We start from the raw sequence: 19,143 nt of genomic DNA, 5'->3' as shown, positions 1-19,143 counted from the left end.
GCCGGGGGGTGGGGCATTGATCCAGAATGGGCGTCCGGCGGGTCCGGCAGGACGCTGTACGTTTCAATCGCGGGGGCGACGATGACGGCACTGATGGAGTTCACGACCGACGGCGGTGCCACCGTCGTGGTCGAGGTCGACCGTGACACGCCGGGCGCCAGACCGGTCGCGCGCGGCAACTCCCTCGCGCAGGCGGGCCATACCTTCGGCGAGGCGCTCCAGGGGATCCGCTCGGCCGCGGAGTCGGCCCTCGCGGTGTTCCGGGACGGCTCGCTCAGACCGGACGGTGTGGAGCTGGAGTTCGGGGTGAAGCTGATGGCGGAGGCGGGGGCGGTGATCGCCAAGACCTCGGCCGAGGGCCACATGACGGTCAAGCTCTCCTGGAACCCGGGCACGACGGATGAGCCGGCCACGACCGGTGGTCCGGGCCCGGCCGGTGGTCCGGATGCGGCCACTGCCCCGGGCCCGGCCGCCGCCCCGAGCGCGGCCGGTGGTCCGGGTCCGGCCACTGACCCCGGTCCGGCCACTGACCCCGGTCCGGTCGCCGGCCCCTCGGTCTCCGGGGACCCCGGAGCGGCGGGGAGCCCCGGAGCGGCGGGCCGGTGACGCGCTCTCCGGCCTGGCACGCCAGGATCGACGCCGACGGAGCGGTGGGCTCCGGCTTCCTCGTCTCCGGCCGTACCGTGCTGACGTGCGCCCATGTGGTGACGGGCGACCGGGCCTCGGTGGTCTTCCCCGGTGCGCCGGGGCTCGCCCCCGTACCTGCCCGGGTCGTCTTACGGGGCCACGCCTGGGCGGGCGGGGACCGCGACCCTGGCGATCTGGCCGTCCTGGAACTGGACCGGCCGCCCGGCCTCGCTCCCGCCGCCTTCGCCCCGCTCGACGCGCCGTACGCCTCGCCCGCGCCGAAGCTGGTGGCGTACGGCTTCCCCTACGGGTACGACGAGGAGGGCGTGCAGAGCGAATTGCGCGCCACCTCCCGCCAGTTGATCCGCGACGAGTGGGCGCAGCTGGCGGGCTGGCGCGGATACGGGCAGGAGACCGACCACGGGTTCAGCGGCGCCGCCGTGATGCTGGAGGGCACCGGCGCGGTGGCCGGGATGGTCGTCTCGCACGATCCGGTGAGCCGCACCAGCCGGATGATCCCGGCGGCGGTCCTCGTCCGGCACTGGGCGCCGCTCGCCGATCTCGTGCCCACCCCCGGCTATCCGCCGGAGGAGAAGCGGTGGCTGCGCGAGCTGGTGGCCCGCGTCGGCTCCCCGGGCTCCCCCGGCCGCCCCGGCGTCCCCGACTTCCACGGCCGCCCCGACCTCCACGGCTCCTCCGGCGCCGCCGGCTCCCCCGCCCTCGTCGGCGCCCTCGGCAGGCTGCTGCGCGCAGCCGCCGGGCCCCTGGGCGTCGAGCCGCCGCCCGGGGAGCCGGGCAGCCTCTGGGAGGCGGTCTGGTATCTGCTGTCGGAGTCCGGGCGGCCGGGGCCGGGGGCGCTGCCGCTCGCCGAGCTGACGGTACGGCTGGCCGGGCTGGTCGGCGACGAGACGCTGGGCGCGGAGCTGCGCGACTGGTCCCGCGCGCACCGCGCGCGGCACGACCCGCCGCCCGTGGCACCGCACACCGGGAGCCACGCGGCCGTGGGGATCATGGGCCACGGGCCAGCGGTCCCGTACGCCGCCGAGCACACCGCGCGGGAGGCCGCCCCGTACGCGAACACGCCGTACGAAGCCCCGCTCGTGAGCGCGCCCTACGCGACGGCCCCGGCCGTGGCCGCGGTGCCGGGTCCCGCCGTCGGAATGCCGCCCGTCGGCCGCTCCACCCGCCGCTGGTCGCCGATCCTCGTCGAGATCAAGCGCAGCGGGGCCGACCGCGGCAAGCTGCTGGTCGAGGTGTCCGCGTACCGCGACGGCGGACGGCGCCTGGTCGGTGAGGAGCGGCTGGCGGAGCGCGAGGTCCGGGCCTGGGTGCTGGACCGGATCGACGACGCGTTTGCCGAGATCGACACCGAGGGACGAGAGCTGATCGCGTTCGCGCTGCCGCGCGCCTGGCTCAACAAGCCGGTCGACCAGTGGACCGCGCGCAAGGGGATGAGCACACCGCTGGGGTGTGTCGCGCCGGTGGTGGTGATGGACCATGACCGGCGGAGCAGCAAACGGCTCCAGTTCCGGCTGAAGAAGATGTGGGACGTACTGGACCGGCAGCCCGGCTCGCCCGTCCACCCGGTCAGCTGCGCGGGCTCCGCGAGGCCCGAGCTGCTGACCGTACAGCTCCAGGACGTGCTGGGGCCCGTGGGGCTGACCAGACCGCCGCGGAGCAGGGGGGACCGGCTGCACACCGCGGTACTGGACGCCCCTGCCCCGATCGTGCTGTGGCCGCGCACGGGCTGCGCCGACGGGGCGGCCTGCGGTGACTCCTGCCGGGGCGCCGAGTTCCTGAACGCGCTGGCCGACCAGCTCTCCGTACTGCCGCCGGGCGATCTGCCCGAGCGGATCTTCGAGCTGCGCAAGCGCGCCTTCGGCCACGACGGGCCCGAGCCGCACTGGGCCGCCGGCCTCTCCTTCGTCTGGGAGGATCCGCGGTGGTTCCCCGACGTCCCCCCGCTGAGCCGGTCGCCGGTCGGCTGAGCCGGCAGCCCGACCCCGCCGAAGCCGAGACCTGGAGAACGGAATGCCCCTGTGGCCGGTCTACACCGGAGCCGATGAACCGCACGACGGCATCGGGCGGTTGCCCGATCCGCCGCCCTGGCGCGCCTTCGACGGCGGCCCCGTGGTCGAACCGCCCCAGGACGACCCGGCGCCCTCGCCGGACCGGGCGCACCGCGCGCGGGCGTACCGCGCGACGGACGAGAGTGTGCAACTGGTCAACGCGGCCCTGTACTTGAGGCGGCCCCTGCTGGTGACGGGGCCTCCGGGCAGCGGCAAGTCGAGCCTCGCGTACGCCGTGGCACGGGAGTTGGGACTCGGTCCCGTCCTGCGCTGGAACATCACCAGCCGGAGCGCGCTCGGCGACGGGCTGTACCAGTACGACCCGCTCTCCCGGCTCTACGCGGCGGGCCGGGGCCCGGAGAGCGGCGATCCGGAGCACACCAACATCGAGGACCATCTGCGGCTGGGCCCGCTGGGCACGGCGCTGCTGCCGTACGAGCGGCCCCGGGCGCTGCTGATCGACGAGATCGACAAGAGCGATCTCGATCTCCCGAACGACCTGCTGAACGTCCTGGAGGAGGGCCAGTACGAGATCCCCGAGCTGGTACGCGCCGCGCGCACCCGCACCACCGCGGAGGTGCTGGTCGCCGACTCGGACCGGCTGGTGGCGCTGGAACGGGGGCGGGTGCGCTGCCGTGCGTTCCCGTTCACCGTCCTGACCAGCAACGGGGAGCGGGAGTTCCCGCCGGCGTTCCTGCGGCGCTGCGTGACGCTGGAGCTGAAGCAGCCGGAGGCGGCGCATCTGGAGGCCATCGTCCAGGCGCATCTGGGCCCGCTCGACGGGCAGGCACGGGAGCTGGTCCAGCGGTTCCTGGAGCGGGGCAGCGGTGGTGAGCTGGCGACGGACCAGCTGCTCAACGCCATCTATCTGACCCGGGCCTCGGGGCTCGAAGCGCCGACGCGGGACGAGCTGGCGGACCGGCTGATGAACTATCTGAGCCGGGCACCGGAACCCGATGACTTCTGACCGGGCGTTCTCCGGACCGGCCGCGCTGCGCGAGGTGCTGGCGGCGGCGGGCGGCGACACGCCGACCGGCAGGGAGCTGGCCGAGGTTCTCTGGCTGGCGACGCATGTGCGGCCCGAGCCCGGGGCGGACACCGGGCAGGGCGCGGAGGCCGACGACACCGGCGCCGAGCCGGAAGCCGCCTCCGAAGCCGAGCCAGGGGACGTTCCTCCGCCGTCGGAGCCGGAGACCGCCCCTGGTACGGCCGTCCCCCGCGGGGAGGCCCAGAGCATGGGTCCCCGGGGGATTCCCGGTGGGGCCATACCGGTTCCCGGCTCCGGCAGCGCCTTCTTCCCGAGCGTTCCGGACGACCGGGTCGCCCTGTACCGCCTGGCGCCGCCCGCCGTCGGCGGGCCGCCGTCGCCGCCCCCTGCTCCGGACGCGCGGTCCGAGGTGCTCGCCCCCGCGCCGCCGATGATCTCCCATCCGCTCGCCCTCCAGCGGGCGTTGCGTCCGCTGCGCAGGACCGTGCCGTCGACGCGCGTACGGGAACTGGACGAGACGGGCACCGCGCACCGCATCGCCGCGCTCGGCGCCCGGCGCGGCCAGTGGCTGCCCGAGCTGCGGCCCGCGCAGGAGCGCTGGCTCCATCTGGCGGTCGTCCTGGACTGCGGCCCGACGATGGCCATGTGGCAGCCGCTCGCGCGCGATCTGTCCACGGCCTTCGGGCAGACGGGCGCGTTCCGTACGGTGGAGCTGGTACGGCTCGGCGCGGACGGTGCCGTGCCCCCTCGGCAGTGGACGGCAGGGCGGACGCTGGTGCTGGTCCTCAGCGACACGATGGGCCCGCAGTGGCGGCCGGGACCGCGCGGAGCGGCGGGGGCCGCCGGACGGCGGTGGTACCGGACGCTGCGGCGCTGGACCCGCGAGCTGCCGGTGGCCGTGGTCCAGCCGCTGCCGGAGCGGATGTGGCGGCACACCCCGCCCGCGCCGGTGCCCGGACTGTTCACGGCGGCCGGACCCGGCGCCCCCAACACCGCGCTGCGCTTCGCGCCGTACGACATCGAGGCGCGGGGCGTTCCCGTGCCGGTGCTCGAACCGACGCCGGAGTGGCTCGGCCACTGGGCCGGGCTGGTGGCGTCCCCGGCCGGCACCGAATTCCCCGGGGCGGCGGCCCTGTTGCCGGCGGGGCCACCGGCCTGGCCGTCCGCCGCGCTGTCCGAGGACGAAGGCGGCGAAGAGGAAGGCGGGGACGAGGGCAGGGACGGCGGACTGATCCCGCGTGACGTGCCGGCCAGGGAACTGGTGCTGCGCTTCCGTTCGGTCGCCTCTCCCCAGGCGGTGCGGCTCGCCGCCCATCTGGCGGTGGGCCCACCGCACTTGCCGGTGATGCGGCTCGTGCAGGCGGCCATCGAGGAGCGTCCGCAGCCGCAGCATCTGGCGGAAGTGGTGCTGAGCGGCATGCTCACGGCCGTACCGGGCCCCGCCGGTTCCTACGACTTCCGGCCTGGCGTGCGCGAACTGCTGCTCGGTGCGCTGCCGCGTACGGGGCTGGCCCGTACGGTCGGCCTGCTCGAACGGGTGGGGGCCGTCATCGAGTCGCGCGCGGGCTCGGCGCGCGGTGAGTTCCGGGCGCTGCTCGCCGGCGACGGCCGGGCGGGGCACGGCCGGGCGGCGGGCGAGCCGTTCGCGCTGGTGAGCCGGGAGAGCGTACGGCTGCTGCGGGGGCCCGAGCCGGAGAGCGGCGGGCGGGAGCTGGTCGGGCGCTACCGGCTGACGGAGGTCATCGGACGTGGTGCGGACGGCGTGGTGTGGCGGGCGTACGACCGGTACCGGGACCGGCATCAGGACCGGGACCGTACGGTCACCGTCAAGGTCTTCGACAGCCCGGGGGCGACGCGCGATGCCCTGGTGGACATGGCGCGGGCGGAGCACGAGGCCACCGCCCTGCTGCGGCACCCCGGTGTCGTGAAGGTGCGCGAGCACGGCGCGGACGGCGACGTCGGCTACCTGGTCAGCGAGGCCCTGGAGGCGCGCAGCCTCGGCGAACTGCTGGTGGAGAACGGCCACCGGCCGCTCCCCGTGGCCGAGATCATCGGCATCGCGGCGCAGGCGCTCGACGTCCTGTCCCACGCCCGGGAGAGGGGCGTCCGGCCGGAGCCGCCGTCCCTGACCACCATCATGCGGCTGCGGGACGGGCTGGTGATGCTCCGCGGGTTCGGGGGCGCTGCCCCGGACGACACCTACGGCGAACTCCATGCCCTGGGCCGTGTGCTGTACGAACTCGCCACCGGCGTCGAGCCCTTCGGCGCCCCGAGCGCCCTGCCGGCCCCGCTGGAGGCGGCGGTCATGGATCTCCTCTCCGACGCGCCCGAGACCCGCCGGCGCGGCGCCGACGCGCTGAGGTCGGCCGTGCCGGGCAGCACCTGGCGGTACGGCGTGCTGGGCCCGCTGAAGGCGCTGCACGGCGGGCGCGACCGGACACCCGTCCCGCGCCACGCACAGATCATCCTCAGCAGGCTGCTGCTGGCGCAGGGCGATCCGGTGTCCGGCATCGAGCTGGGCCTCGCTCTGGGGGACCCGCCCTCGCTCCGGGACTCGCCGCTCGTCACGCAGGTGATCGACTTCCTGATCGACCACGGGCACGCGGTGGAGGGACCCGAAGGCGAGTACCGTCTGCGGCTGGAAACCGAGTTGGACCTCTCCCTGGCCGAACAGCTGGCCGCCGCCGCCGCGCGTGCGGCGGCGGCGGGCGAGCCAGGGCGTGCCGCCGGGCTGTACGACGCGGCGCTCGGGCACTGGTACGGCGAGCCGCTGGACGGTGTCGAGGGCGCCTGGGCGGAGCGGGAGCGGGAGCGACTGCGCGGCTGGCGCCGTACGTTGGAGGCCGCCCGCGCGGCGCTGTCCGAGCCCGGCGCGGCGAGCGGGCCGCGCCTCGGATCCGCGCCGCCGAGCGCGCCGCAGACCGCACCTCCTCCCGGAGCCGCGCCGCCGAGCGCGCCCCCGCCCCGGACCGGCGCCCGGCCCACCGCGCGACGGCCCGACTCCGCGCCGCCTCCCGGAGCCGCGCCTGCCCCCCGCCCCGCGCCCCGGACCTCCCCCCGGCCCTCCTGGCTGCGCCGTCTGTTCGGCGGCGGTACCACCGAGGACGAGAACACGGAGACCCGGCCGGGTGGAGAGAACGACGACACCGGGCGGCCGGAGAGCTAACTCCCCTGCCCGTCACGCCCCTTGTCGCGGTTCTCCCGCACCCCGTGCAGCCCCGACCTCATCCGCGACTTCACATCGTCCGGCGGCAGGAACCTGGACCAGCGCTCAGGGAACTCCGACGGCATGTCCGGGTCGGTCACATCGTCGTCCTGCGGTCCGTCCTGTCCCTCCGACGCGACCGCGCGGGCCACCAGCTCCGCCGCCTGGGCCGCGCGCAGCCGTTCGTTGGCCGCCCGCGCCGCCGCGGTGGCGACCGACGGCCATACGCGGTCGATGGCGGCGTTGACCGCCGCGCCCACCAGCACCGCGAACGCCGAGACACCGATCCAGAGCAGTACGGCGATGGGGGCGGCGAGGGAGCCGTAGATGGTGGGGCCCTCGACCGTACTGGTCAGATAGATCCGCAGCAGGAAGCTGCCGAGCACCCACATCCCGAGGGCCACCAGACCGCCGGGGACGTCCTCGATCCAGCGCGACCGCGCCGGTACGGAGACGTGGTAGAGCGTGGTGAGGAAGGCGATGGAGAGCAGGATCACCACCGGCCAGTACAGGACGCTGACGACCTCCGTGCCCCAGGGGATGAACTCCACGACCCGGTCGGGGCCGACGACGGCGAGCGGCAGGACCACCGCGCCGATCAGGATCGCCACGATGTAGAGCAGGAAGGCGAGCAGCCGGGTCGCGACGATGCCACGCCGCCCGTCGAGCCCGTACATCACCGTGATGGTGTCGACGAAGACATTGACCGCCCGGGAGCCCGACCACAGCGCGATCGCGAAACCGAGCGAGATGACATCGGGGCGCCCGCCGTGCGTGATGTCGGCGAGCAGGGGTTTGGCGATCTCGTCGACACCGCGCTGCGAGAGCACCGTGCCGGCCGCCGCGAGGATGTTCCGCTCGATGGAGGCGACGGTGGTGGTGTTCGTCCAGTCGTCCACGTAGCCGAGCAGCCCGATGAGTCCGAGCAGCAGCGGCGGCAGCGAGAGGAGGGTGAAGAACGCCGCCTCGGCAGCGAGACCCAGGATGCGGTACTCGATGCACGAGTTGACGGTGTCCTTCAGCAGCAACCAGGCCATCTTCCGCTTGGATACGTCGCGATAGAGGACTCGGGCCCGGTGGAGTCGACCCGCTGGTCGCTCGGGTGTTTCTTTTGCTGCCTGCACCTCCTTACCGTATCGGCATGGCAGCCAGCACCCACACAGTGACCAACCAGGTTCCGCCCCTGGTGGGGTACGACGTCTTCAGCGCCGACCGCGCCCTGACCGAGGGCGTGGAGCGGCACAGCGCGCCCGCACTCCTCGACGAGACCCGTGCGGAGCTGACGGCCCTCGGCCGGACCGCCGGATCCGCCGAGGCCCAGGAGTGGGGTGTGCTGGCCAACGAGAATCCGCCGAAGCCGCGCACCCATGACCGCTACGGGAACCGGATCGACGAGGTGGACTTCCATCCGGCCTGGCATCAGCTGCTGGGGCGCTCGGTCGGCGCGGGGCTGACCGACGCCTGGGGCCGGCCCGGCGGCCATCTGCGCCGTGCGGCCGGCTTCTTCGTCTGGACGCAGGTGGAGGCCGGCAACGGCTGTCCGGTGTCGATGACGCACGCCGCGGTGCCCGCGCTGCGTACGGAGCCGGCGCTCGCCGCCGAGTGGGAGCCGAGGCTGACCTCCCACCGGTACGAGCCGGGGCTGCGGCCCGCCGCGGAGAAGGCCGGCGTGCTGTTCGGGATGGGCATGACGGAGAAGCAGGGCGGCAGCGACGTACGGGCCAACACGACGCGGGCGGTGCCGCTGGACGCGGCCGGCGAGTATCTGCTGACCGGGCACAAGTGGTTCTGTTCCGCGCCGATGTGCGACGGCTTTCTCGTCCTGGCGCAGGCGCCCGGCGGTCTGACCTGTTTCCTCGTCCCGCGCGTGCTGGCCGACGGCACCCGCAATGTGTTCCGTATCCAGCGGCTCAAGGACAAGCTGGGCAACCGCTCCAACGCGTCCGCCGAGGTCGAGTTCGACGCGACGTGGGCACACCGGGTCGGCGAGGAGGGCCGGGGGGTGCGCACCATCATCGAGATGGTGGCGGCGACCCGGCTCGACTGTGTGGTGGGCTCGGCCGCGCTGATGCGGCAGTCGGTGGCGCAGGCGGTGCATCACGCCACGTACCGCCGCGCGTTCGGCGGTGAGCTGATCGACAAGCCGCTGATGCGCAACGTACTGGCCGATCTGGCGCTGGAGTCGGAGGCGGCGACGACGCTCGCGCTGCGGCTCGCGTCCGCGTACGACACCGTCCAGAACGGCGGTGACGGCGCGGACCGGGAGCGGGCCTTCCTGCGGCTCGCGGTGCCCGCGGCCAAGTACTGGGTGACCAAGCGCTGTACGCCGGTCGCCGCCGAGGCCCTGGAGTGCCTGGGCGGCAACGGCTATGTGGAGGAGTCGGGGATGCCGCGGCTGCTGCGCGAGTCGCCGCTCAACTCGATCTGGGAGGGGTCGGGGAATGTGCAGGCCCTCGACGTGCTGCGGGCGCTCCAGCGCGAGCCCGAGGCGCTGAACGCCGTGCTCCGGGAGGTCGGCGAGGCGCGGGGAGCCGATCACCGGCTGGACGGCGCGATCAAGGGTCTGCTGACCGAACTGGCCGATCTGTCCGGCGTCGAGGCGCGGGCCCGGCGGCTGGTGGAGCGGCTGGCGCTGGTGCTCCAGGGCTCGCTGCTGGTGCGCTGGGCGCCGCCGGAGGTGGCCGACGCGTTCTGCGCCTCACGGCTGGGCGGGGACTGGGGCACGGCCTTCGGCACGCTGCCCCCCACACTCGATCTGGCGTCGGTCGTGGACCGGGCACGGCCGGACGGGAGTTAGCTCCCGCCTTCGCAGTCCCGCCTGCCCGGCGGAGCCCGCCGGACAGAGCCGAGGCTCTGTCCGGCGGCAAGCCGGGGTGGCGCCGCGCCGACACGGCACCACCCCTGACTTGCTTTCACTTTCACGCGCTCACCCGCGGTCCGCCAGAGTTGCAGGCCGTTGCAAGCGGGTGCGCCGGACATCCGAAGCACCGCAGGTGACACGGGGGCCCGATGAAGGACGTACCGCTGAAGGACGACGTACCACTGAAGGACAGGGACACATCACCGCACGACGCGCCGCTCGATCTGGCGCGGCTGATGGCCATGGACAGTGCGCGGGCCGCCCGGCTGCTGCACCGCGTACGGGACGCCGCGCTCGCGGGCGAGAGGCCGCCGGTGGCTCCCCGGCCGGTGATCGAGGCGTCCTGGCGGCGGATGCTCGGTATCGGGCTGGATCCCGACCGGTCGGCGAACGGTGTGCCGCTGGAGCCGGACGAGGTGGAGCGGCGCAGACGTGCCTCCGCGCTGGGCGAGGCGATGGGCACGCTCAGCGGTTCCCTCCGTGAGATCGTCCACTCCTCGCGCCAGGTGATGGTGGTGACCGATGACGAGGGGTGGGTGCTGTGGCGGGAGGGCGGTCTCGCCACCCTGCGGCAGGCGGACGATGTCAGGCTCGCGGAGGGCGCCGCCTGGTCCGAGCGCGCCATGGGGACCAACGCGATAGGTACGGCGCTGGCGCTGCGCCGGCCCGTGCAGGTCCACTCGGCCGAGCATTACGTCCGTGACCTGCACACCTGGACCTGTGCGGCGTCGCCCGTGCACGATCCGCGCGACGGGCGGCTGCTGGGTGTGGTCGATGTGAGCGGCCCGGCGACGGGCTTCCATCCGACGACCCTGGCGCTGGTCAGTTCCGTCGCCCGGCTCGCGGAGAGCGACCTGCGCCAGCGGCACGGCCGGGCCGTGGAGCGGCTGCGTTCGGTGGCGGCGCCGATCCTGTGCCGGCTGGGGGGCCGCGCCCTGGCGGTCGACCCCGACGGCTGGACGGCGGCGGTGACGGGCATGCCGCCGGTGGACCGGCTGCCGCTGCCGAAGACGCTGCGGGCGGGCCGCCTCTGGCAGCCCTCGCTGGGCATGTGCACGGTCGAGCCACTGCCGGGCGGCTGGCTCCTGCAAGTGGACGAGGAGTGTCCGCCCACCGAGACGCCGAGCCGGGTGGTGCTGGATCTGAGCCGCCCCAGGCGCTGGTCGGTCGCGGTGTCCGGGTCGGCGGGCGGCTGGGCGCAGGAGCTGACCCCGCGCCATGCCGAGCTGCTGTACATCCTGGCGGTGCACCGGGCCGGGCGCAGCGCGGCGGAGCTGGCGGGCGATGTCTTCGGCGACCCCACCAGGACGGTGACCGTACGGGCCGAGATGTCGCGGGTGCGGCGCCATCTGTCGGGGGTGCTGGCGCACCGGCCCTACCGCTTCAGCGAGGAGGTCGAGGTGGAGGTCGTACGGCCCGAGGACCCCGCCGATCTGCTGCCGCACTCGACGGCACCGGCGGTGCTCGGCGCGCGACGGCTGCCCTGTCCGTGACGACGGTGGGGCCGATGTGTGCGGGTCCTCGTCCCGGCTCCTCGTCCCGGGGCCGCGTCCCGGGGTGTTCGGGCGGCGTGGTTTTCTGGCCGGTATGAGCATCTCCGTGACCACCTGGTCCCTGGAACAGACCTCGCCCGACGATCTGCGGCCCGCCGCCGAGCCCGCCGGCGACGTGCGGATCGTACGGGCCGAGGTGCCGTCGGCGGAGTACAGCCGGTTCCTGTACACGGCCGTCGGCGACGATGTGAGCTGGCACGACCGGCTCTCGCTGACCCCGGAGCGGTGGCAGGAGATCATCGCCGCGCCCGGGGTGGAGACCTGGGTGGCGTACGAGCGGGGCACCCCCGCGGGGTACATCGAGCTGGCGGCGCAGGACGGGGCGACGGTCGAGATCGTCTACTTCGGGCTGATCCCGGCCTTCCGCGGCCGGCGGATCGGCGGTCATCTGCTGTCGTACGGCGTGGCCAGGGCCTGGGACCTGGCCGAGCGGTGGCCGGGTACGGAGCCGACCAAGCGGGTCTGGCTGCACACCTGCTCGAAGGACGGGCCGTACGCCATGGACAACTATCTGCGCCGGGGCTTCCGGCTCTTCGACACCAAGATCGAAGAGGAGCCGTAGAGCGGGCGCTAAACCCGCCGGGCCCGTGACGGGTACCACATCGTCTCGCATCATGGGACACCTGGGTCCAGATGACGGACAGCAGTGGACTGCCCGGAGATCCGCGTGACACGCTTCCGTCATGTCCCGAGCTGGAATTGCCTTGGTGAGTCGGCTGCACGTCGACCTCGGCCGCATGTCCAGCGCCATCTGTCCGGCGGGCTGAGAGTCCCAGCACCGCCGCGATCCAGCGATCTCCCGCTCTTCTGAATTCTCTCTGAATCCTCAGCCGCGCACCGCCGCGCCCACGCGCGAGTGTGCGGCTCAGAGCCGCCCTCCTGCATGTCTCGAAGGACGTATCCGCCATGGCCGCCACCCCGGAAAAGCCCTCCAGCGCCACGCCACGCCGCAAGGTGAGCCGTCACCGCGGTGAGGGCCAGTGGGCCGTGGGCCACTTCACTCCGCTCAACGGCAATGAGCAGTTCAAGAAGGACGACGACGGCCTCCATGTGCGGGCGCGCATCGAGAACATCTACTCCAAGGCCGGGTTCGACTCGATCGACCCCAATGATCTGCGCGGCCGGATGCGCTGGTGGGGTCTCTACACCCAGCGCAAGCCCGGGATCGACGGCGGCAAGACCGCGATCCTGGAGCCGGAGGAGCTGGACGACGAGTACTTCATGATGCGGGTACGGATCGACGGCGGCCGGCTGACCACCGAGCAGCTGCGGGTCATCGGCGAGATCTCGCAGGAGTTCGCGCGCGGGACGGCCGACATCACCGACCGGCAGAACATCCAGTACCACTGGATCCGGATCGAGGACGTGCCGGAGATCTGGAACCGGCTCGAAGCGGTGGGGCTCTCCACGACCGAGGCGTGCGGTGACACCCCCCGTGTGATCCTCGGTTCGCCGGTGGCCGGTATCGCCGAGGACGAGATCATCGACGGCACCCCGGCGATCGACGAGATCCAGCGCCGGATCATCGGCAACCCCGACTTCTCCAATCTGCCGCGCAAGTTCAAGTCCGCGATCTCCGGATCGCCGTCACTGGACGTGGCGCACGAGATCAACGACATCGCGTTCGTCGGGGTCGAGCACCCGGAGCACGGCCCCGGTTTCGACCTCTGGGTGGGCGGCGGGCTCTCCACCAACCCCAAGATCGGCCAGCGGCTCGGCGCCTGGGTGCCGCTGGACGAGATCCCGGACGTCTACACCGGTGTCATCTCGGTCTTCCGTGACTACGGCTACCGCCGGCTGCGCACCCGCGCCCGGCTGAAGTTCCTGCTCGCCGACTGGGGCGCGGAGAAGTTCCGCCGGATCCTGGAGGACGAGTACCTCAAGCGCGCGCTCGTCGACGGCCCCGCACCCGAGCAGCCCGTGCACCGCTGGCGGGACCATGTCGGTGTGCACCGGCAGCGCGACGGTCTCTTCTACGTGGGGTTCGCACCGCGCGTCGGCCGGGTCGACGGCGTCACACTGACGAGGATCGCCGAACTGGCGGCGGCGCACGGCTCGGGCCGGCTGCGTACCACCGCCGAGCAGAAGATGATCGTCCTCGATGTGGCGGAGGACCGGGTCGAGTCGCTGGTGGCCGGTCTTGAGGCGCTGGACCTGCGGGTCAGTCCGTCCCCGTTCCGGCGCGGCACGATGGCCTGCACCGGCATCGAGTTCTGCAAGCTGGCGATCGTCGAGACCAAGCGGCGCGGCGCCACGCTCATCGACGAACTGGAGCGCCGCATCCCGGAGTTCGACGAGCCGATCACGATCAACGTCAACGGCTGCCCGAACGCCTGCGCCCGTATCCAGACCGCGGACATCGGTCTCAAGGGCCAGCTGGTGCTGGACAAGGACGGCAACCAGGTCGAGGGCTTCCAGGTGCATCTGGGCGGCGCGCTGGGCCTGGAGGCCGGATTCGGCCGTAAGGTCCGCGGTCTGAAGGTCACCTCCGAGGAGCTGCCCGACTATGTCGAGCGGGTGCTCGGACGGTTCCAGAAGGAGCGCGAGGACGGCGAGCGGTTCGCCGGCTGGGCGGCGCGCGCGTCGGAGGAGGCGCTGTCGTGAGCGAGCGCGCGGCCCCCTTCTACTGCCCTTACTGCGGCGACGAGGACCTGCGTCCGAACGAGCAGGGACACGGCGCCTGGGAATGCGCGGCATGCAATCGCGCCTTTCAGTTGAAGTTCCTCGGGCTGCTGTCCCGTGGACTCCGGCGGAGCGATGGAGGCGAAGAGATATGACAGCGCTGACGGAGACCGACGATCCCCGCGCCCTCGCCGAGCGCGCGGGCCGCGCACTCGAAGACGCCTCGGCCCTGGAGATCCTCACCTGGGCCGTCGACACCTTCGGCGCGCGGTTCTGTGTGACGTCCTCGATGGAGGACGCGGTGGTCGCCCATCTCGCCTCCCGGGTACGCCCCGGGGTCGACGTGGTCTTCCTCGACACCGGCTACCACTTCCCCGAGACCCTCGGCACCCGGGACGCGGTGGACGCCGTGATGGACGTCCGGGTCATCACGCTCACCCCGCGCGGGACCGTCGCCGAGCAGGACGCCGAGCACGGCCCCCGGCTGCACGACCGCGACCCCGATCTGTGCTGCGCCCTGCGCAAGGTCGCGCCCCTCGAAGAAGGCCTGACGGAGTACGACGCCTGGGCCACAGGACTGCGCCGCGACGAGTCCCCGAGCCGGGCCGGCACCCCGGTCGTGGGCTGGGACGAGAAGCGCGGCAAGGTCAAGGTCTCCCCGATCGCCCGGTGGACGCAGGACGAGGTGGACGCGTACGTCGCCGAGCACGGGGTGCTCACCAACCCGCTGCTGACGGACGGTTACGCCTCCGTGGGGTGCGCCCCCTGCACCCGCCGGGTGCTGGAGGGCGAGGACGCGCGCGCCGGACGCTGGGCCGGACGTGCCAAGACCGAGTGCGGGCTGCACGGATGACGGGCCGTCTGGAGGAGGGGCGTGCGAGCGTGACGGAGCTGATGGATTCGACGGGGACACCGGGGACGGCGGGCACGCCCGGGACGACGGAGCAGGGCGCGACGGTCTGGCTCACCGGGCTGCCGAGCGCGGGCAAGACGACCCTCGCGAACGCGCTGGCGGACCGGCTCCGCGCCGAGGGCCACCGCGCCGAGGTGCTCGACGGCGACGAGATCCGGGAGTTCCTCTCCGCGGGCCTCGGCTTCAGCCGCGAGGACCGGCACACCAACGTGCGGCGCGTCGGCTTCGTCGCCGAGCTGCTCGCGTCGAACGGCGTCAAGGCGCTGGTGCCGGTGATCGCACCGTACGCGGACAGCCGTGCGGCGGTGCGCGAACACCATCGGGCCGAGGGCACCGGGTATCTGGAGGTGCATGTGGCCACGCCGGTCGAGGTCTGCTCCGTACGCGATGTGAAGGGGCTGTACGCCAAGCAGGCGGCCGGCGAGATCTCCGGCCTGACCGGCGTGGACGACCCCTACGAGGCACCGGACTCGCCCGATCTGCGGATCGAGTCGCACACCCAGTCCGTCCAGGAGTCCGCCGCCGCGCTCCACGCACTGCTCACCGAGAGGGGTCTCGCGTGACCACCACCGTCGCCGCCGTCGCCGAGGGCACGGACGCCCCGTACGCGCTGAGCCATCTGGACGCCCTGGAGTCCGAGGCGGTGCATATCTTCCGCGAGGTGGCGGGCGAGTTCGAGCGGCCGGTGATCCTCTTCTCCGGCGGCAAGGACTCGATCGTCATGCTGCATCTGGCGCTGAAGGCGTTCGCGCCCGCGCCGGTGCCGTTCTCGCTGCTCCATGTCGACACCGGGCACAACTTCCCCGAGGTCCTCGAATACCGCGACCGTACGGTGGCCGCGCACGGACTGCGGCTCCATGTCGCGTCCGTGCAGGAGTACATCGACGCGGGGAAGCTGCGCGAGCGGCCCGACGGCACCCGCAATCCGCTCCAGACCGTGCCGCTCACCGAGAAGATCCAGGCCGAGCGGTTCGACGCGGTCTTCGGCGGTGGCCGGCGCGACGAGGAGAAGGCCCGCGCGAAGGAGCGGGTGTTCTCGCTGCGCGACGAGTTCTCGCAGTGGGACCCGCGCCGTCAGCGGCCCGAGCTGTGGCACCTCTACAACGGCCGGCACGCCCCCGGCGAGCATGTCCGGGTCTTCCCGCTCTCCAACTGGACCGAGCTGGACGTCTGGCAGTACATCGCCCGCGAGGGGATCGAACTCCCGGAGATCTACTTCGCGCACGAGCGGGAGGTCTTCCCGCGCAGCGGCATGTGGCTGACCGCCGGGGAGTGGGGCGGCCCCAAGGAGTCCGAGACCGTGGAGAAGCGTCTGGTGCGCTACCGCACGGTCGGTGACATGTCCTGCACGGGCGCCGTCGACTCCGACGCCACGACACTCGACGCGGTGATCGCCGAGATCGCCGCCTCCCGGCTCACCGAGCGCGGCGCGACCCGCGCCGACGACAAGCTGTCCGAGGCCGCGATGGAAGACCGCAAGCGCGAGGGGTACTTCTAGCCATGACGAGCACGAGCACGAGTGACAGCGCCACGGAGCGGTTCGCGGAGCGGCTGTCGGCCACCACACTGCTGCGGTTCGCCACCGCGGGCTCCGTCGACGACGGCAAGTCCACGCTCGTCGGCCGGCTGCTGCACGACTCCAAGTCGGTGCTGACCGACCAGCTGGAGGCCGTCGAGCACGCCTCCCGCAGCCGCGGTCAGGAGGCACCCGACCTCGCGCTGCTCACGGACGGACTGCGGGCCGAGCGCGAGCAGGGCATCACGATCGATGTCGCCTACCGCTACTTCGCCACGCCCCGGCGGCGGTTCATCCTCGCCGACACCCCCGGGCATGTGCAGTACACCCGGAACATGGTGACCGGAGCCTCCACCGCCGAGCTGGCCGTGGTGCTCGTGGACGCCCGTAACGGCGTCGTCGAGCAGACCCGCCGGCACGCCGCGGTGGCCGCCCTGCTGCGGGTCCCGCATGTGGTCCTGGCCGTCAACAAGATGGACCTCGTCGGATACGCGGAACCCGTGTTCGCCTCGATCGCCGAGGAGTTCACGGCGTACGCCGCCTCACTGGGCGTCCCGGAGATCACGACGATCCCGATCTCCGCGCTCACCGGCGACAACGTGGTGGAGCCGTCCGCGCACATGGACTGGTACGGCGGCCCGACCGTGCTGGAGTATCTGGAGACCGTCCCGGTCAGCCACGACCTGGCCGGGTGCCCGGCGCGCTTTCCCGTGCAGTACGTGATCCGCCCGCAGAGCGCCGAGCACCCCGACTACCGCGGCTACGCGGGCCAGATCGCCTCCGGGGTGCTGCGCGTCGGGGATCCGGTGACCGTCCTGCCCTCGGGCCGTACGAGCACGATCGAGGGCATCGACGCGCTGGGCGTCGGCGTGGGCGCGGCCACCACCGTGGACCTCGCCTGGGCTCCGCAGTCCGTGACCGTCCGGCTCGCCGACGACATCGACGTCTCGCGCGGCGATCTGATCGCGCCCACCGCGCAGCTGCCCGCCACGACCCAGGATGTCGAGGCGACCGTCTGCCATGTGGCCGACCAGCCGCTGACCGTGGGCCAGCGGGTGCTGCTGAAGCACACCACCCGTACGGTCAAGGCGATCGTGAAGGACATCCCGTCCCGGCTGACGCTGGACGACCTCTCCCAGCATCCGGCCCCGGGACAGCTCGTCGCCAATGACATCGGGCGGGTGAAGGTCCGTACCGCCGAGCCGCTCGCGCTCGACAGCTACGCCGCCTCCCGGCACACCGGCTCCTTCCTGCTGATCGACCCCGCCGACGGAACGACGCTGAGCGCCGGTATGGCGGGCGACGCCTTCGCCGCGGCCACCGAGCCCGCCGCCGCGCCCGCCGCCGACGACGAGGGCTGGGACTTCTGATGACATCCGGACAGGACCTGACGGTCCACGACGTCTACGCGACGTTCGCGAAGGAGGGCGGCCGGGTCGGCAGCGGCGCCCTCGGCGCGGGAACGGGCGGGGTGGCGCGATGTGCGCGATGACGTACGCGCACCGCATGCGCGCCCGCACCCCCCACCCGCGGTACCCGCATCACCCGTACGACCTGTTCCGCCGAAAACCCGCCGACTTCCCGGCCGCGCCCCCGACTCCGTAGAAAAGGGCGTGAGCACCGGGCCAACGAGAGGACCCCCTCCCGTGCCTGTCTCCCGCACCACCGCCCGCCGCAGACTCGCCGTCGTGGCCGCGCTGCCGCTGCTCGCCGTCACGGTCACCTCCTGCGGCTACGGCTCCGAGGCCGACAAGAGCGACACCGCCTCCCCGGCCGCCGAGGGCAAGGCGCTCTCCGCCGGCACCGTGAAGATCGGATACTTTCCGAACCTCACCCACGCCACCGCCCTCGTCGGTATCCAGGAGGGGCTCTTCCAGAAGGAGCTGGGCGGTACGAAGGTGGCGCCCTCGACCTTCAACGCGGGCCCCTCCGAGATCGAGGCCCTCAACGCGGGCAGTATCGACATCGGCTTCATCGGCCCCTCCCCTGCCATCAACGGCTACACCCAGACCGGCGGCAAGAGCCTGCGCATCATCGGCGGCTCCGCCTCTGGCGGGGTCAAGCTCGTCGTCAACCCGGCGAAGATCAAGACCCTGGACGACGTCAAGGGCAAGAAGATCGCCACTCCGCAGCTGGGCAACACACAGGACGTGGCGTTCCTCAACTGGATATCCGAGAAGGGCTGGAAGGTCGACGCCCAGTCCGGCAAGGGCGATGTCTCCGTCGTCCGTACGGACAACAAGATCACCCCGGACGCCTACAAGTCCGGTTCCATCGACGGCGCGTGGGTGCCGGAGCCGACCGCGTCCAAGCTCGTCGCGGAAGGCGCCAAGGTACTGCTCGACGAGTCGGATCTGTGGCCTGACAAGAAGTTCGTGATCACGAACATCATCGTGTCGCAGAAGTTCCTCGGCGAGCACCCGGACGTGGTCGAGGCCGTGCTGCGCGGCTCCGTGAAGACCAACGAGTGGATCAACGCCAACGAGGACAAGGCGAAGGCGTCCGCCAACGAGGCGCTGAAGACGCTCTCCGGCAAGGCGCTGCCGCCCGAGGTCCTCGACCCGGCGTGGCAGTCGATCCAGATCACCAACGACCCGCTGGCCGCGACGCTCCAGGCGGAGGCCGATCACGCGGTCAAGGCCGGGCTGCTCAAGAAGCCGGACCTGAACGGCATCTACGACCTGGGGCCCCTCAACAAGGTGCTCAAGGCCGCCGGTCAGCCCGAGGTGGCCGACGCCGGTCTCGGCGCCGAGTAGGCGCCGGAGCGGAAGCCAGGACCAGGACCGTATC

The 19,143-nt window shown here is 72.7% G+C and carries 17 protein-coding genes; 16 read left to right on the top strand and 1 reads right to left on the bottom strand.

What is annotated here, in order from left to right; translation table 11 throughout:
* Positions 1 to 81 precede the first annotated feature (81 nt).
* Genes ACZ7LS_RS10370 through ACZ7LS_RS10355 form a run of 4 tightly spaced genes read left to right on the top strand, consistent with a single transcriptional unit; the run spans position 82 to position 6,850 of the window.
* Positions 82 to 606, top strand: coding sequence for a CU044_2847 family protein (locus ACZ7LS_RS10370; protein WP_382665816.1), 525 nt, complete (start codon positions 82 to 84; stop codon positions 604 to 606).
* Positions 603 to 2,615, top strand: a complete 2,013-nt coding sequence (locus ACZ7LS_RS10365; RefSeq protein ID WP_385129173.1) for a VMAP-C domain-containing protein — start codon at positions 603 to 605, stop codon at positions 2,613 to 2,615. Before ACZ7LS_RS10370 ends, ACZ7LS_RS10365 begins: the two co-directional genes overlap by 4 nt.
* A gap of 43 nt (positions 2,616 to 2,658) precedes the next feature.
* Positions 2,659 to 3,663, top strand: coding sequence for an AAA family ATPase (locus tag ACZ7LS_RS10360; RefSeq protein ID WP_382524704.1), 1,005 nt, complete (start codon positions 2,659 to 2,661; stop codon positions 3,661 to 3,663).
* On the top strand, positions 3,653 to 6,850 hold the full coding sequence (locus ACZ7LS_RS10355) for an SAV_2336 N-terminal domain-related protein (protein WP_385129171.1): 3,198 nt from the start codon (positions 3,653 to 3,655) through the stop codon (positions 6,848 to 6,850). Before ACZ7LS_RS10360 ends, ACZ7LS_RS10355 begins: the two co-directional genes overlap by 11 nt.
* On the opposite strand, the gene ACZ7LS_RS10350 is transcribed toward ACZ7LS_RS10355, so the two are convergent.
* Entirely contained in the window at positions 6,847 to 8,013 is a 1,167-nt protein-coding gene (locus tag ACZ7LS_RS10350; RefSeq protein ID WP_382524707.1) for a YihY/virulence factor BrkB family protein, read from the bottom strand. The two genes, ACZ7LS_RS10355 and ACZ7LS_RS10350, sit on opposite strands and share 4 nt — an antisense overlap.
* 17 nt (positions 8,014 to 8,030) lie before the next feature.
* Between ACZ7LS_RS10350 and ACZ7LS_RS10345 the strand changes: the two genes are divergently transcribed.
* The 12 genes from ACZ7LS_RS10345 to ACZ7LS_RS10290 all read left to right on the top strand — a co-directional run bounded on the left by ACZ7LS_RS10345 (position 8,031) and on the right by ACZ7LS_RS10290 (position 19,109).
* The gene (locus ACZ7LS_RS10345; protein ID WP_382524709.1) at positions 8,031 to 9,686 is read left to right on the top strand and encodes an acyl-CoA dehydrogenase family protein; all 1,656 of its coding nucleotides are present in this window, start codon (positions 8,031 to 8,033) and stop codon (positions 9,684 to 9,686) included.
* Positions 9,687 to 9,985: 299 nt separating this feature from the next.
* The gene (locus ACZ7LS_RS10340) at positions 9,986 to 11,242 is read left to right on the top strand and encodes a GAF domain-containing protein (RefSeq protein WP_382876208.1); all 1,257 of its coding nucleotides are present in this window, start codon (positions 9,986 to 9,988) and stop codon (positions 11,240 to 11,242) included.
* 94 nt (positions 11,243 to 11,336) lie between these two features.
* Positions 11,337 to 11,864 carry a GNAT family N-acetyltransferase gene (locus ACZ7LS_RS10335; protein ID WP_382876201.1) on the top strand — a complete coding sequence of 176 codons (528 nt, stop codon included), beginning with the start codon at positions 11,337 to 11,339 and terminating at the stop codon, positions 11,862 to 11,864.
* A gap of 121 nt (positions 11,865 to 11,985) precedes the next feature.
* On the top strand, positions 11,986 to 12,069 hold the full coding sequence (locus tag ACZ7LS_RS10330) for a putative leader peptide (protein ID WP_326614601.1): 84 nt from the start codon (positions 11,986 to 11,988) through the stop codon (positions 12,067 to 12,069).
* Positions 12,070 to 12,208: 139 nt separating this feature from the next.
* Positions 12,209 to 13,906, top strand: coding sequence for a nitrite/sulfite reductase (locus tag ACZ7LS_RS10325; RefSeq protein ID WP_382665826.1), 1,698 nt, complete (start codon positions 12,209 to 12,211; stop codon positions 13,904 to 13,906).
* Positions 13,903 to 14,079: a hypothetical protein gene (locus ACZ7LS_RS10320; RefSeq protein WP_382524715.1), complete on the top strand. Its 177-nt coding sequence runs from the start codon at positions 13,903 to 13,905 to the stop codon at positions 14,077 to 14,079. Before ACZ7LS_RS10325 ends, ACZ7LS_RS10320 begins: the two co-directional genes overlap by 4 nt.
* Positions 14,076 to 14,777 (top strand): phosphoadenylyl-sulfate reductase, encoded by a 702-nt coding sequence (locus ACZ7LS_RS10315; RefSeq protein ID WP_382524717.1) that lies wholly within the window; start codon positions 14,076 to 14,078, stop codon positions 14,775 to 14,777. The genes ACZ7LS_RS10320 and ACZ7LS_RS10315 overlap by 4 nt, the downstream gene beginning before the upstream one ends.
* A gap of 41 nt (positions 14,778 to 14,818) precedes the next feature.
* The gene (cysC, locus tag ACZ7LS_RS10310; RefSeq protein WP_382876212.1) at positions 14,819 to 15,400 is read left to right on the top strand and encodes an adenylyl-sulfate kinase; all 582 of its coding nucleotides are present in this window, start codon (positions 14,819 to 14,821) and stop codon (positions 15,398 to 15,400) included.
* On the top strand, positions 15,397 to 16,335 hold the full coding sequence (cysD, locus tag ACZ7LS_RS10305) for a sulfate adenylyltransferase subunit CysD (protein WP_385129168.1): 939 nt from the start codon (positions 15,397 to 15,399) through the stop codon (positions 16,333 to 16,335). Before cysC ends, cysD begins: the two co-directional genes overlap by 4 nt.
* Positions 16,336 to 16,337: 2 nt before the next feature.
* Positions 16,338 to 17,723 (top strand): sulfate adenylyltransferase subunit 1, encoded by a 1,386-nt coding sequence (locus ACZ7LS_RS10300; protein WP_382524721.1) that lies wholly within the window; start codon positions 16,338 to 16,340, stop codon positions 17,721 to 17,723.
* Positions 17,723 to 17,845, top strand: coding sequence for a hypothetical protein (locus tag ACZ7LS_RS10295; RefSeq protein WP_356510423.1), 123 nt, complete (start codon positions 17,723 to 17,725; stop codon positions 17,843 to 17,845). Before ACZ7LS_RS10300 ends, ACZ7LS_RS10295 begins: the two co-directional genes overlap by 1 nt.
* 154 nt (positions 17,846 to 17,999) lie before the next feature.
* A complete protein-coding gene (locus tag ACZ7LS_RS10290; RefSeq protein WP_382665832.1) occupies positions 18,000 to 19,109 on the top strand; it encodes an aliphatic sulfonate ABC transporter substrate-binding protein in 1,110 nt (369 codons plus the stop codon).
* Positions 19,110 to 19,143 lie beyond the last annotated feature (34 nt).

Source organism: Streptomyces sp. NPDC039430, from assembly GCF_055639435.1.
The sequence above is the reverse complement of the archived record's forward strand: the minus strand, read 5'-3'. Positions and strand labels throughout refer to the sequence as shown.